General features: G+C 72.9%; 17 protein-coding genes. 8 read left to right on the forward strand and 9 right to left on the reverse strand.

Annotation, left to right across the window (positions count from 1 at the left end):
- Positions 1-82: 82 nt before the first annotated feature.
- Entirely contained in the window at positions 83-1024 is a 942-nt protein-coding gene (locus tag AB0F71_RS13575; RefSeq protein WP_360232287.1) for a CAP domain-containing protein, read from the forward strand.
- A gap of 50 nt (positions 1025-1074) precedes the next feature.
- Here the strand turns inward: AB0F71_RS13575 and AB0F71_RS13580 are convergent, their stop codons facing one another.
- Positions 1075-1452 carry a nuclear transport factor 2 family protein gene (locus tag AB0F71_RS13580; RefSeq protein WP_360232290.1) on the reverse strand — a complete coding sequence of 126 codons (378 nt, stop codon included), beginning with the start codon at positions 1450-1452 and terminating at the stop codon, positions 1075-1077.
- Positions 1453-1551: 99 nt separating this feature from the next.
- Here AB0F71_RS13580 and AB0F71_RS13585 point away from each other — a divergent pair, with 99 nt between their 5' ends.
- On the forward strand, positions 1552-2475 hold the full coding sequence (locus tag AB0F71_RS13585) for an aminoglycoside phosphotransferase family protein (RefSeq protein ID WP_360232293.1): 924 nt from the start codon (positions 1552-1554) through the stop codon (positions 2473-2475).
- A gap of 38 nt (positions 2476-2513) precedes the next feature.
- Here AB0F71_RS13585 and gcvH read toward each other — a convergent pair whose 3' ends face one another.
- From gcvH to AB0F71_RS13605, 4 genes are all read right to left on the reverse strand, one after another.
- Positions 2514-2894 (reverse strand): glycine cleavage system protein GcvH, encoded by a 381-nt coding sequence (gene gcvH / locus AB0F71_RS13590; protein WP_360232296.1) that lies wholly within the window; start codon positions 2892-2894, stop codon positions 2514-2516.
- Between the two features lie 151 nt (positions 2895-3045).
- Positions 3046-3513, reverse strand: coding sequence for an NUDIX domain-containing protein (locus tag AB0F71_RS13595; RefSeq protein ID WP_360232299.1), 468 nt, complete (start codon positions 3511-3513; stop codon positions 3046-3048).
- Between the two features lie 74 nt (positions 3514-3587).
- Positions 3588-3827: a hypothetical protein gene (locus AB0F71_RS13600; RefSeq protein ID WP_360232302.1), complete on the reverse strand. Its 240-nt coding sequence runs from the start codon at positions 3825-3827 to the stop codon at positions 3588-3590.
- Positions 3824-4024 carry a hypothetical protein gene (locus tag AB0F71_RS13605; RefSeq protein WP_360232305.1) on the reverse strand — a complete coding sequence of 67 codons (201 nt, stop codon included), beginning with the start codon at positions 4022-4024 and terminating at the stop codon, positions 3824-3826. Before AB0F71_RS13605 ends, AB0F71_RS13600 begins: the two co-directional genes overlap by 4 nt.
- 121 nt (positions 4025-4145) lie before the next feature.
- Here AB0F71_RS13605 and AB0F71_RS13610 point away from each other — a divergent pair, with 121 nt between their 5' ends.
- From AB0F71_RS13610 to AB0F71_RS13630, 5 genes are all read left to right on the forward strand, one after another.
- On the forward strand, positions 4146-4985 hold the full coding sequence (locus AB0F71_RS13610; RefSeq protein ID WP_360232308.1) for a helix-turn-helix transcriptional regulator: 840 nt from the start codon (positions 4146-4148) through the stop codon (positions 4983-4985).
- Positions 4970-5179, forward strand: coding sequence for a DUF397 domain-containing protein (locus tag AB0F71_RS13615; protein ID WP_360232311.1), 210 nt, complete (start codon positions 4970-4972; stop codon positions 5177-5179). Before AB0F71_RS13610 ends, AB0F71_RS13615 begins: the two co-directional genes overlap by 16 nt.
- 22 nt (positions 5180-5201) lie before the next feature.
- Positions 5202-5405: a DUF397 domain-containing protein gene (locus tag AB0F71_RS13620; protein ID WP_360232314.1), complete on the forward strand. Its 204-nt coding sequence runs from the start codon at positions 5202-5204 to the stop codon at positions 5403-5405.
- 214 nt (positions 5406-5619) lie between these two features.
- Entirely contained in the window at positions 5620-6591 is a 972-nt protein-coding gene (locus tag AB0F71_RS13625) for a zinc-binding dehydrogenase (RefSeq protein ID WP_360232317.1), read from the forward strand.
- A gap of 211 nt (positions 6592-6802) precedes the next feature.
- Positions 6803-8113 carry a hypothetical protein gene (locus AB0F71_RS13630; RefSeq protein ID WP_360232320.1) on the forward strand — a complete coding sequence of 437 codons (1311 nt, stop codon included), beginning with the start codon at positions 6803-6805 and terminating at the stop codon, positions 8111-8113.
- A 132-nt stretch (positions 8114-8245) separates the two neighbouring features.
- Here AB0F71_RS13630 and AB0F71_RS13635 read toward each other — a convergent pair whose 3' ends face one another.
- Positions 8246-8899, reverse strand: coding sequence for a hypothetical protein (locus AB0F71_RS13635; RefSeq protein ID WP_360232323.1), 654 nt, complete (start codon positions 8897-8899; stop codon positions 8246-8248).
- Positions 8900-9047: 148 nt separating this feature from the next.
- On the opposite strand from AB0F71_RS13635, the gene AB0F71_RS13640 reads away from it, so the two are divergent.
- On the forward strand, positions 9048-10250 hold the full coding sequence (locus AB0F71_RS13640) for a hypothetical protein (protein WP_360232326.1): 1203 nt from the start codon (positions 9048-9050) through the stop codon (positions 10248-10250).
- A gap of 39 nt (positions 10251-10289) precedes the next feature.
- On the opposite strand, the gene AB0F71_RS13645 is transcribed toward AB0F71_RS13640, so the two are convergent.
- The 3 genes from AB0F71_RS13645 to AB0F71_RS13655 form a co-directional block, all read right to left on the reverse strand.
- Positions 10290-10937 carry a DUF1707 domain-containing protein gene (locus AB0F71_RS13645; RefSeq protein WP_360232329.1) on the reverse strand — a complete coding sequence of 216 codons (648 nt, stop codon included), beginning with the start codon at positions 10935-10937 and terminating at the stop codon, positions 10290-10292.
- A gap of 149 nt (positions 10938-11086) precedes the next feature.
- Positions 11087-11626 (reverse strand): hypothetical protein, encoded by a 540-nt coding sequence (locus AB0F71_RS13650; protein WP_360232332.1) that lies wholly within the window; start codon positions 11624-11626, stop codon positions 11087-11089.
- Between the two features lie 75 nt (positions 11627-11701).
- Positions 11702-12730: a pentalenene synthase gene (locus AB0F71_RS13655; protein ID WP_360232335.1), complete on the reverse strand. Its 1029-nt coding sequence runs from the start codon at positions 12728-12730 to the stop codon at positions 11702-11704.
- Positions 12731-12804 lie beyond the last annotated feature (74 nt).

Here is a 12804-nt window from a genome sequence, read left to right on the forward strand (position 1 = left end):
TCGGTTGTCTACCCGGCGCTGTTGTCCTGTCTACGCCCCGCCTGCCCGTCGGCACGCGGTCCACCGAGCGTAGGAGATCCCCGTGTCCCACCCGTCGTCCACCCGCACCCGCCGTCCGGGCGCGGGCGCCCGCCGCCGCACCCGGACGGCGGCCCTGGCGTTCGCCGTCTGCGCGCTGTCCGCGAGCGGTGCCACGCTGGCGGCGGCGCCGGCGAACGCCGCGACCGCGGCCGTGGTCGAACAGATGGTCACGATCCAGGACCACCAGAACCACCACTCGCTGGCCAGCTCCGACGGCGAGGGCTCGCGGATCGTCGCCCGCGGCTACCAGGACGCCTCCACCTCGTTCTGGATATCCAACAAGCCCGGCGACCGGGTCGACTTCGCCCGCAACGTCAACGGCACCGAGCGGGTGCTGGAGATGGACACCCGGGACAACCGCTCCACCCAGTTCGTCCACTGGTGGGCCGGGGCCAACCAGCAGTGGACCCTGGAGTCCGCCGCCGAGGGCGGCACCTACCTGCGCAACGCCCAGAGCGGCGGCTGCCTGACGTACCACGGCCTGGACCGGGAGGTCACCGTCGAGGGCTGCACCGGCAGCGCGTCCCAGCGCTTCGACGTGGTCCCCTCCGGCGGCACCGGCCCGGGCCCGGGCCCCGGCCCGGTCACCTCCGACCAGCAGCGCTTCCTGGACCGGCTGAACGCCCTGCGCGCCCAGTACGGCAAGGCGCCGGTGCGGCTCAACGCGACGCTCTCCCAGGCCGCCCAGTGCAACGCCGACCAGATGGACCAGCGCCGGGTCTCCGGGCACTTCTGCGACTCGGGCCGCATCGCGGCGGGCCTGGGCTACACCGGGCGGGGCTTCGGCGAGATCGCCTTCTACGGGCCGACGAACATCGACGCGGCCGTCGACGGCTGGATCAAGTCCCCCGACCACCTGGGGATCATGGTCGGCGACTACAACGAGGTCGGCCTGGCGCGTACGGGCGCGGCCTCCTGGAACGCCGACTTCAGCACCCGCTGACACCGGCACCCCCCCGTGGACGCCAGCAGGCACCGGCGTCCACGGGCGGCTCAGGAGGCGGACGGCTCGATCTCCCCCGCGAAGACGATGACCTGGTCGATGAGGCTGCGCCGCAGATGGACGACGTCCGTTCCCGCCAGGCGGGGGCCTCCGTCCGGCGTGGTGAAGACCCACCGGTACCGGGCCCACTCGTCGGGCATGTCCACCTCCGAGCAGCGCACCATCGTGCCGGCCCCCGCCGGGTGGCGCCGGATGTCCAGCACGAACCGCTCGACCGCCGCGATCCCCTCGCTGCGGCCCAACGGCCCCCAGAAGACCACGTCCGAGGTCAGGGCCTGGGAGAGCAGGGCGGTCACATAGTTGTCGTCCGAGGCGTTGAACGCGGAGATGAACGTGTCGATCGCGGCGCGTGCGGTCTCTTCCTGCATGCCCCAGTAATACCAGCCACTGCTGCGTGTGCGCTCATCCCGCGAGGCGCCTTGCGATCACGGGTGAACGGTTGCGGTCGCGGCACTACCATGCGCGGGGTGAACCTCTCCCAGTTCGGCGTTCCGCTCAGGCCGATGATCCGCGTCCACGGCGGGTTCGCCAACCGGACGTACCGGCTCGACACCGACCAGGGGTCCTTCGCGGTCAAGGAGTTGAACCTCACCGACCGGCGCCGGCCCTACCGGGTCGAGGAGGTGTTCGGGTTCGAGCGGGCGGCGTTCGCCGCCGGCGTCCCGATGCCGGAGCCGGTCGCGGCCGACGCACGGACGCTCGTGCACCGCTGGGTCGAGGGCGAGAAGGTGCCGGAGGAGCCGGTGCCGGAGGCGTTCGCCTTCGAGATCGGCGGGATCCTCGCGCGCCTGCACGCACTCGACGTCCCGTGGACCCCCGAGCCGGCCGGGGAGGCGACGCCCCGGGACTGGCCCGCCCTCGCCGCGCGGGCGGCGGCGACCGGACAACCGTGGGCCGACGAACTCGCCTCCCGCGTCGAAACGTTCCTGGCGATCGCCGACTTCCTCGACACCTGCGAACGGCCCGGCCCCCTCGTGCTGACCCACCGGGACGTCCAGCCGTGGAACCTGCTCTCCCGCCAAAGCCGCCCGGTGCTGCTCGACTGGGAGCTGTCCGGGCTGCTCGACCTGTCCGGCGAGCTCGGCTCGACCGCGCTGGGCATCACCAAGGGCCCCGGCCTCGACGACATCAGGCCCGCTGTCTTCCGCGCCGTCCTCGACGGCTACGTCGCGGGCGGCGCGGCACTGCCGCCGCCCGGTCCGAGCTGGTTCGCGTACACGATCGACGGCTGGCTGGGGCACACCCGGTGGAACGTCCTGCGCTGCCTGGCCGGTGTCGAGCCGGCCGCCGGCCCCGGCCTCGCGCTGTCGCACGAGTCCGTACGCGGCGGCCTGCGCGGCCTGCCCGAGCTGTTCGGCCGGCTCGACGAGTTGGAGGCGCTGCTCGCGTGACGGCCACCCGCACGCGAGAGCGCTCCGAACAGGGCTTCCTAGTCCTTGATGAGGGCCTCGTACTGGGCGGCCGTGAGGAGGGTGTCCAGTTCGGCGGGCTTGCTCAGGTCGAGCTCGACGAACCACATGGCGTGCGCGTCGGCGTTGACCTCGTCGGGCTCGTCGCTCACGGTCCCGTTGACGGCCGCGACCTTCCCGGAGACCGGGGCGTAGAGCTCGCTGACCGACTTCACCGATTCCAGGGAGCCGAACGGCCGCCCGGCCTCGAACGTGTCGCCCACGTTCGGGAGTTCGACGAAGACGATGTCGCCGAGCTGGCGCTGGGCGTAGTCGGTGATGCCCACCTGGGCCCTGCCGTTGCCGGTGCGCCGCACCCACTCGTGCGTGTTGGTGTACTTGAGGTCTTTCGGGTAAGCCATGGCGTTCTCCGTGGGGACGGCGTCTGACTGACGGAGCGTCAGCCAGACAGGAGCCTGCTACAACTCCTCGCCGTCCGGTACGACCCTCACCCGACCGGGTGAGCGGTCGGGCCGCCGGGGATGAGCCTGAGGAACCCCCCTCCTGCCCGTCTCAGTCGGGGCGCTGGCCGTGGAGGAGGAGCGGCAGGGCGCGGCCGGTGAGGGCTTCGGCGGTGCGGGCGGCCTGGGAGGGGGCCATGTGGTTCTGGAGTTCGTGGACGGGGACGAAGCGGGCGCCGAGCAGGCGGCTGCGCTTCTGCGGCGGGACGGTGATCGGGTGTTCGTCGCGCAGGGTGCCGCCGTCGAAGACGACGTTGAAGCGCTCCAGGTAGCGGTCGGAGGGGGTGTAGTCCAACGCCACGGCGTGGGTCAGGCGCAGGATGATGCCGGTCTGGGCCTGCAGGTGGCGGGCGGCGGCGCGGTGCGGGGGCTCGTTCACCTTGCCGGCACCGCCGGGCAGGATCATGCCGTCCAGGTAGTCCGGATCCACGAGCAGGACGTCGCCGCGCTGGTTGCGCACGAGAACGAGGCAGCCGAGGCGGCAGATGGGGGGCTTGGCGAGCAGGCGGGGGTCGTGCACGGGGAGTTCACTTCCTGAGAGCGCAGAACAACAGGAGGGCGAAGCAGGCCCACCACAGCAGGCGGGCGAGGAGTTCAGTCGTCATACGTGAGGCGCTCGTAGCGCAGCCCCTTGCGGAGCAGGTCCACGATCCGCAGGAGGTCGAGGGGGCGGGCGGTGAGGTGCAGCAGGTACTCGCAGGTGGAGCGGCCGGTGTCCCAGTCCACTTCGAGGGTCGGCACGTTGACCCGGCCCAGGGCGAGGACGGTGGTGAGGTCGTCCAGGACGGCGGCGGCCTGCCGGCGCTGCTCGGCGGTGATGCGGGAGAGGGTCACTGCTCCCCCGGCCGCTTGTGCACCTCGAACAGGCGCCAGGCCGAGAAGGCCTCGGTGAAGGAGGAGAAGCCGCTGCGCTCACCGTTGGGCTTGCACAGCCACGCCCCGGTGCACTCGTTGCGCACCCGGTAGCACCGGGCCTCGGTGTCCCAGCGGACACCGTAGCCGTGGAGGCGGGGGGATTGGTCTTGGGCCATGGGAATGGAACTCTCTGCGATGGGAGTTTCACGTTCTGTTGCACATGGTGGCGCAGCGCCGCCTAGCATCGGAAGCGGCATGCGACTTGCCTGCGGGCATCTTGGAAGTTGAGGGACTGCCATGAACAAGAAGAAGATTGACCCGGAGTCCAGCCCCTGGGCCCCCTTCGGGATCCAGCTCCGCAACTTCCGCGAGGCCAGGGACATGGTGCTGGAGGATCTGGCCCCGCTCCTGGAGTGCTCCCCGTCGCACCTCTCCTACATCGAACTTGCGCACCGGCCCCCGAGTCGCAAGCTCGCGGAACTGGCGGACATCGCGCTCAACACCGGCGGCACCATGCTGCTGATGTGGTATCAGCTGAAAAATGCGGCGATCCTGGAGGGCTTCCCGGAATACGCGCGCTACGAGGCCCTTGCAGAAGAGATCAGGATCGTCGAGGTCAACGTCGTCAACGGGCTCCTGCAAACCCGGGCATACGCAACGGCCATCGAAATGGGCCATGCCAGGCAAACCGGCGGGTGTGAGAATCAGGCCGAGGAGCGTATCGAGTTCAGGCTCAACCGTCAGAAGATCCTGGACCGGCCGAATCCACCTCTACTGCACGTGGTGCTGGACGAGAGCTGCCTGAGGCGGATCGTCGGCGGGCGGGACGTGATGGTTGAACAGCTGCTTCACCTTGAGGAGTTGTCGACTCGCCCCAATATCGTCATCCAGATCACGCCTTACTCCCTGGGCGAACACCGGGTGTTCACACACATGTCGGCCCTCCTTACCATGCCGAACCGCAAGCTTCTCGCTTACGGCGAGATTGAGCAGCGCGGCTACATCGATCGCGATACCAAGTCAACTGCCGCACTGGCCAAGAGCTACGATCGACTCGCGATCGAGGCCCTTGGTCAGGCCGAATCGCGAGCTTTCACCCGTGCGGCAAGGAGGGACTTGGAGTGGATGTCGACCTGACTGGCGCTTCCTGGCGGAAGAGTTCGTACAGCGGCGGGGGCGGCGGGCAGTGCATCGAGGTCGCCGACGGCATCGCCGACGCCATGCCGGTCCGCGACTCCAAGGACCCCTCCGGCCCCGCCCTGGTCTTCGCCGCCACCGCCTGGCAGTCCTTCATCACCGCCGTCCGCACCGGCGAGTTCGACGCCCAGTAGGCCCGATCAGGAGAAAACCGCGATGGACACCACGCAGATCACCACCTGGCGCAAGAGCACGTACAGCGGCGGGCAGAACGGCTGCATCGAGGTCGCCGACGGCTTCGCCGGCGCCATGCCCGTCCGCGACTCCAAGGACCCCTCCGGCCCCGCCCTCGTCTTCCCCGCCACCGCCTGGCAGTCCTTCATCACCGCCGTCCGCACCGGCGAGTTCGACGCCCGCTGACCGCAGCACCCCCGGTAGAGGCACAGGAAGTCGGCCCCGCCGACCTCCTACTCCCCCACCGTCCGCAGTCCGATCGTGACGGCCCGATCACTTGCCGCCCGTCGGCTCCTCCTCCTGACCCGTCAACCGCAGGACGGTTTGACCTCAAGGCCGCTTGAGGTTGAAGAATCCGGGACGTCGAAGTCGATGTCGTCCGAGCAGGAGAGTGATCAGCATGCGGACCGTGCAGGCAGTGCGTTTCGGGGGCCCGGAGGTTCTGGTTCCGAGCGAGGCACCGGAGCCCGTCCCCGGGGCGGGGCAGGTGCTGGTCGACGTCGCCGTCGTGGGCATCACGTTCGTCGAGACGCAGATCCGCCGGGGCGTCGACCAGTGGCACCCCAGGCCCGAACTGCCCTACATACCGGGCGGCATGGTGGCCGGCCGAGTGATCGCCGTCGGGGACGGCGTGGATCCGGGCTGGATCGGCCGCTCCGTGCTGGCCGACGCCGGTTCGACGGGTGCCTTCGCCGAGCGGGTGGCGGCCGACGCGCAGAGCCTGATCCCGGTCCCCGACGGGCTGGGCCTGCGCGAGGCGGCGGCCCTGCACTCCGACGGCAGCACCGCGACGGGCCTGGTCGAGGGGGCCCGGATCGCCCCCGGACAGTGGGTGCTGGTCGAGGCGGCGGCCGGCGGACTCGGCAGCCTGCTGGTGCAGTTGGCGCGATCCGCCGGGGCCAGGGTCATCGGGATCGCCCGCGGGGAGCGCAAGCTCGACCTGGTCCGCGACCTGGGCGCCGAGGCCGCCATCGACTACTCCGCCCCGGACTGGACCGAGCAGGTCCTGCGGGTGACCGGCGGCGCGGGCGTCGACATCGTCTTCGACGGCGTCGGCGGGGAGATCGGCCGCGCCGCCTTCGAGCTGACGGCCCGCCACGGCCGGTTCTCCGTGCACGGCGCCTCCAGCGGCCGGCTCACCGTGATCGAGCCCGAGGAGGCGCAGCGGCGCGGGGTGGAGGTGATCGGGGTGGAGCAGTTGTTCGGGTTCCGGGCGCGGATGCGTCCGTGGGCGGAGCAGGTGATGGCGCAGGCAGTCGCGGGCCGGGTGCGGCCGGTGGTCGGGCAGACGTTCCCGTTGGAGCGGGCGGCCGACGCGCATGCGGCGATCGAGGGGCGGAGTGCGCTGGGCAAGACGCTGCTCCTGGTCTGACCGCGGCCGAGGCAGGGTGGTGAATTCGGCTCTTGGCGTGTGTAGTTGACGGTCTGTCGCCCCTCGTACGGCCGGGGGGCGGCGGTTCCGCGTTCGTGCTGTCCGTGCCGGTCGCTTTCGGCCAATAGTGGTCAGCACCTGGTGCGGTGAGTGACCGTGCCGTTACGGTCGGCCACGAACCAGCCCCCCCCCCGGACCGAGGCGGTACACCATGGCTGTGACCCCCCGTATCGACGTCTCCACCTCCCTGTCCACCACCAGCGGGACGGAGCTCACCCCGGAGGAACTCGCCGAAGTCGCGGCGACGATCGCCTCCGACATCTTCTTCGCCACCGACATCGGCCTGCCGGGCGTGCGCGTGCCCGACGCGACCTGGGAGCTGGCGGGCGGGCGGGCGAGCGGCACCGCGGCCGTCTACTACGGCAGCAGCCGCACCCACCTGGCGAAGCCGTTCCTGTTCGCCGACGGCTTCAACTACGGCCCCAGCGACCTGCCCGCCCTGTTCAACCACTTCAACGCCCCCTACGAGAGCGGGCGTCCCGGTTTCCTCGACCAGCTCCTGGCCCGCGGCCACGACGTCGTCCTGATCGGCTTCGACGAGCGCCACACCCACATCCAGCACAACGCCGAGGTCGTGATCCAGGCGATCCGGCGCGCCCTCGCCGAGCGCTTCGGCCAGGAGCCGCTGACCGTCGGCGGCGTCAGCATGGGCGGCATCATCACCCGCTACGCGCTCGCCAAGCTGGAGAGCGAGAACTTCGACCACGAGACCGCCACCTACCTGTCCTGGGACTCCCCCCACAACGGCGCCTGGATCCCGCTGATCCTCCAGCAGATGGCCTACTTCTTCGAGAAGCTCACACCCCCCGAGCCCGGACAGCCCTCCCAGGCCGACCTGATCCGCAGCCCCGCCGCCCAGCAGCTGCTCTGGGCCTGGGTGCCGGACGCCAAGTACTCGGGCGAGGTCGCCACCGCCAGCGACCTGCGCACCGACTTCGTACGCGAGCTCGCCGACCTCGGCAACTTCCCGCGCCGCCCGCGCCTGCTCGGCGTCGCCAACGGCCGCGGCGACGGCACCGGGCGCCCGCTGCCCGCCGGCGAGATCGCCTTCGACTGGCAGGCCCTGGTCGCCAGCGCCACCGCCCGCTTCCAGCCCGACCGCGGCGCCGGGCAGCGGATCGGCGGCATGCACGTCGGCCTGGAACTGCGCCGCTCCACCACCACCGAGGTCCCGGCCCTGGACGGGGTGCCCGGCGGCACCCTGGACTCCTTCGGCAAGGTCGCCGACGCCATCAAGGCGAAGATCAGCGAGGACCACCGCAGCGGCGCCTTCGTCCCCGCGGTCAGCGCCTCCGCTCTCGTCTACGACCCGATCGCCTGGGACGTCGACCCGAACCTCAACCTCCTCGACCAGGGCCCCGAGCGCTTCCACCTGGACGAGGTCGCCTTCGACACCGAGAACACCGAGCACAGCGCGGTCTCCGGCGTCCTCGCGGAATGGGTCCTCGACCAGCTGTCCTGACGACCCCGATCCCCGTGCCCCGGAACCGGCCGCCTGCGACGGCCGCCCGTGGGCCTCGCAGGCGGCCGGGCCTCGGAGTGGGAAGTCGGCCGGGCCGACTTCCTGCTCCGGCCACCGCTGCTGCGGGGTTCCTCATGCCGGGCGGGCGCCGGTGTGGTGGCGGCGGGTGCGCGGGGCGGTGAGGCGGGCGACGGTGCGGCGGGCGGCCTCGCGCCCGTCGGGGCGGGGCGCCGGCACCCGGGGGCCCGTCAGGTCCCCGGGGGTGAGCGACTTCGCGCCGACCCGGGTCCAGTCGGGGCGGCGGACGACGGCGACGTGCCCCTGCACGTGGGCCGCCTCGTCCTCCTCGTCGTCGTAGGGCGCCACTACGACCCGCAGGTCCTGGTGGTCCAGCCACTCCAGGGCGAGGACCTGGCGCCCCGAGCGGCCCCCGATCAGCGAGCGGACGGTGCCGCTCTCCAGGTGCACCAGCAGCAGCTCCCCCTCGAAGTGGTAGCCGCCGTCGTAGTCCCCGGTCCCCACGGCCAGCAGCGGGCGGGCCGGGTGGAAGGCCATCGCGTGCACGGGCCAGCCCGTGTCGGCCAGCAGACGGCGCCGGGGGCTTGCGCCGACGTCGAAGACGCCGACCCTGCCCTGCTCGTCGTCCCCGTGCGCACCGGCGACGGCGAGCAGGGCGCGCCGCTCGTCCGCGACGGCCAGAACGGGCTCGCCCAGCACGGCGAACGGGCCGTCGGGGCCGTCGGGGGTGTCTCGGGTGTCGGGGCCGGCGGGCGGCGGTGGCGTCATACCGGTGATCCTCGCAGGCGGCCGGACAGTGCCGCACCCCGCCCGAACTGCCCGTACGGGCACGCAGCGCTGCCCCCACGGCCCTTCCGCCGCACCGCACCGCCGGATGACCATGGAAGGCCAGCGGACACCCCGGGGGGACCAACCCATGCGCACACACGACGGCGAGCGGCAGCACGGCAGCCGCGAGGCGGCCGCCGACCGCACCCCCCGTACCGACCGCACCCCCGGCCCGGACCGCTCCCCCGGCCCCGTCCGCCCCGGGCAGGCGCCCGGCGCCCGGCTGCCCGGCGGGCGGCTGCTCGCCCTGCAGGCCGGGGCGGGCAACGCCGCCGTGGCCCGGATGGTGCAGCGCTCCACCGTCGACGGCGTGCCGCGCGGCGCGGGGCACCCGCCGGCCCAGGCCCAGGCCCAGGCGCAGGCGGCCCGCGCCGAGATGGAGGCCCGCCCCGCCACGGCCGGCGTGCTCCAGCGCACCGCCTCCGACGACCTGCCCGAGGCCGACGAGCCGTCACCGGCGGTCCCCGACCTGCCCGCCGCCCTGGTCACCCAGCTGGAACAGGCCAAGGCCGACACCGGGACCGGCGCGAAGGCCGTCCGCCAGGCGGCGCTGGACGCGCTGCTGCGCCACGTCCTGGACCAGCTGCCGCAGGCCGTCGCGGACGAGGGGAACCTCACCCTCGGCTACAAGCACTCCCGCCAGGGCGCGGGCAAGCCCATGGCCCTGACCAGCACCGGCACTTCGGGCGACAAGGTCACCATGTCGCTGTACCGCAACCTCTTCGACGACTACGGCCCCGCCGTCATCTACAGCACGCTGCGCCACGAGCTGATCCACGCCGCCCAGGCCATGCTGATGCCCGACGAGGCTGCCGCCGACGGCACGGACCCGCACATCTACATGGACGTGATCAGCGACATCGGGCAGGCGACCTTCGCCCTGCTCCAGCAGCCGATGCGCGAGATCGAGACCCACGTGTGGGAGCTGGAGCACGCGGGCCGCACCGGGATCGACGGCGGCTACCTCAAGGAGACCGTCGACTACCTCGTGCAGTACGCGGACGAGCTGTCCGCCAACCTCGCCAAGGCGGCCGTCACCGACCGGCACGTCGAGTACTGGAAGGCCTACCTGGAGAACTCGGTGACCGCGCTCGGACGGGCCGCCGCCACGCCCGCCGTCACCGGCCACGCCGACCAGGCCCTCGCCGGGCGCATCACCGGGGCGCAGGCCCGGCTGCGGGGCGCCGTCGACGCCAAGGAGCGGGCCGCCCCGGCGGGCGGGAAGCGGTCGGGGGGCACCGGGCGCGGCTCCACCGGCCGGAGCAAGCGGGGCAAGGGCGAGGAGGACTGACCGCGCGGGGGGTCAGTCACCGGCCGGCAGGGCGCCGGGTCAGTCGCCGGCCGCCGGCGCCTCGCGTCGGCCCCGCCGGCGGCGGGAGCGGCGCACGACGACCCGGCCGAAGCTCTTCCTCCCGATCAGCTCGATCCGCAGCCTGACCGGGGCGTGCGGGTCCGGGTCCTGGTGGCCCTTCACCTTGCAGAACTCCAGGGCCAGGGCGTAGGGGTCGACCACGACGCCCGGGCCGACGACCAGCGTCAGGGTGCCGCCCTGCATGTCGAGGTCGATCTCCAGGGTGTCGTGGGTGAGCACCGCCTGGGTGAAGTCCAGCTTCACGTGGCACCACTGCGCGGCGACCTCCAGGCGGCGCGGCAGCACCCAAGCGCCCACCCGCTCGGTCCTGGTGAAGTGCTGCTCGATCCGCAGGACGTCCCGGACCTGCGCCACCGCCCCGGTGGCCGAGACCGACACCGGCGGCAGGTCGGCGGTCAGCTCGGCCAGTTCGGCGACGGTACGGGCCGACAGCGCGGCCTCCACCCGCTCGTCCAGCTCCTCGGCGCTCAGCCGGCCCTCCCCCGCGGCCGCGCCCAGGACGGCGACCACGCGGTCCCGGTCGGCGTGCGAGGCGCGCAGCGCGGGCACGGCGGCGGCGGGCGGGGCGGCGGCGGGCCGCGGGGCCGGCGAGGTCTCTCCAGGCATGGTTGCGGTTCCCGTCCTGAGCTCGGCAGCAACTTACGCTATATCGCGATACGGTATATCGCGTTGTGCCGTCCCCGCCAGGCCCGGACGCGGAACCGGGCCGCGGGGGCCGGGGGCTGCGGGGTCGGGGGCCGCTGGTCGGGGTGGGTTCAGGAGCCGGCGGACTTGCGGAAGCGCTTGGCCAGGGCCGGGTCCGACTCCCACCACAGGCCGGCGCCGGCGCCCTCCTCCTCGGCGCTCCCGGCGCTCCCGTCGCTCCCGGCGGGTCCGGTGTGCTCGTCGCCCGGTCCGGACGGGAGGAAGGAGTCGCCCACCGCCCGTACCCGGAACAGCAGTCCGGGGACGGCCCACAGCACCGCGGCCGTCAGCGCCATGACCGCGACCACGTAGGTCCAGGGGACCATCGCGAACGGGGCCAGCGCCGGCACCAGGACGGCGAATCCCAGGCCGGTGCCCCGGCCCGCGACCAGGAACTCCCGGTCCTCGCCGACCTGCACGCTCACCGTGTTGGAGCGGGTGAGGTCCCCGGTGGCCAGCCGCACGGCGTGGGTTCCGGCGGGCACCGGGAAGCGGGCGGTGTCGCCCTGTCTGACCGTGCCGACCCGCACCCCGTCGACCACCACGCCGAAGGTGTGCCTCGTCAGGCCGAACACCGGTGATTCGGCGTGCACGACGACGGTACCGGTCATCAGCAGTCCCCCAGGAGCGGTGATCATCAAGCGGAGCGCGCCCATGATAGGGGCCGCCCACAACCCCGCGGTACCTCAGCCCGGACGCCGCACGTCCTCGTAGCAGGGGGCGGTGCGCCCCCAGTCGTGGTAGCCGCGGATCCAGGCGGCGTGGGCGTCGGCGTAGCGGGCCAGTTCGGGTACGCGGCCGCCGAGGTCGCGTTCCAACTGCGGGAGGCAGGCGTGCAGTTGGAGGAAGGTCTCGACGGAGCGGCGGGCGGTGTCGCCGACCTCGCGCAGGGCCTCGGGGCGGGCGCGGCCCTGGTGGTGCATCAGGCTCAGGACGAGGTTGGGGCGCCCGCTCGCCTCGTCGCGTTCCAGGGCGTGGACCTCGTTCATGGCGATGATCGCGTCGCAGGCGGCGATCCGCATGCCCTCCAGGTGGCTGGAGCACCAGGCGGGCAGCGGGACCTCGTAGTGGCCGGTGCGCTCGGCGAGGGCGAGCAGCGGGCGCAGGCCGATCGTGCGGCGGCGGGCGCGCAGGTGGGCGGCGGGGTCGGGCAGGGCGCCGGGGATCCGGTCGGCGATCTTGGTGGGCCAGCCGGCCAGGTAGTCGACCCAGTCGTGGGCGGTGCGCCGGCGCCACTCCTGGGACATGCCGTGGCTCATCCGCTGCCAGCAGTCGGCGAAGGCGGCCACGACGGGGGCGGCCCCGGCGCCCGGGCGCGTCCCGTAGCGCAGGTGGTCCACCAGCTGCTGGCACAGGGCGACGGCGTCCTCGGTGCGGGCGGCGGCGCTGGCGCGGGGGCGGGCGGCGGGCCGGGCGGCGGGGTGGTTGTCGCCGCGGGCGCCGGGCCGGGCGTCGGTGTGGTGGTCGAGGTGGTCGTCGAGGAGGAAGAGCCAGCCGAGCAGGTCGAAGCAGAGGTCGAGGTCGGCGCCGGCGGCGTACGGGAAGCCGTACGCGGCGCTGTCGGCCACCCGCAGGCACTCGTAGCGGCGCAGCGCCTCCTCGTCGCGCAGCAGGCCCGATTCCCGTACCCAGGCCAGGTGGTGGCGGCGGGCCCGGGGCAGGTCGGGGCTGACCCGGCTCTCGAGGGGCACCGTGAACTCGACGTCCTGGGGCATACGCCTTCCGCTCTCCCGACCGGTTCGGGGCCTGACGGCCCGGGTGGGGACCGTCGGCGCCCCCGTGGACGGTC

Origin of the sequence: Kitasatospora sp. NPDC028055 (assembly GCF_040637885.1) — a bacterium.
Lineage (GTDB): Bacteria > Actinomycetota > Actinomycetes > Streptomycetales > Streptomycetaceae > Kitasatospora.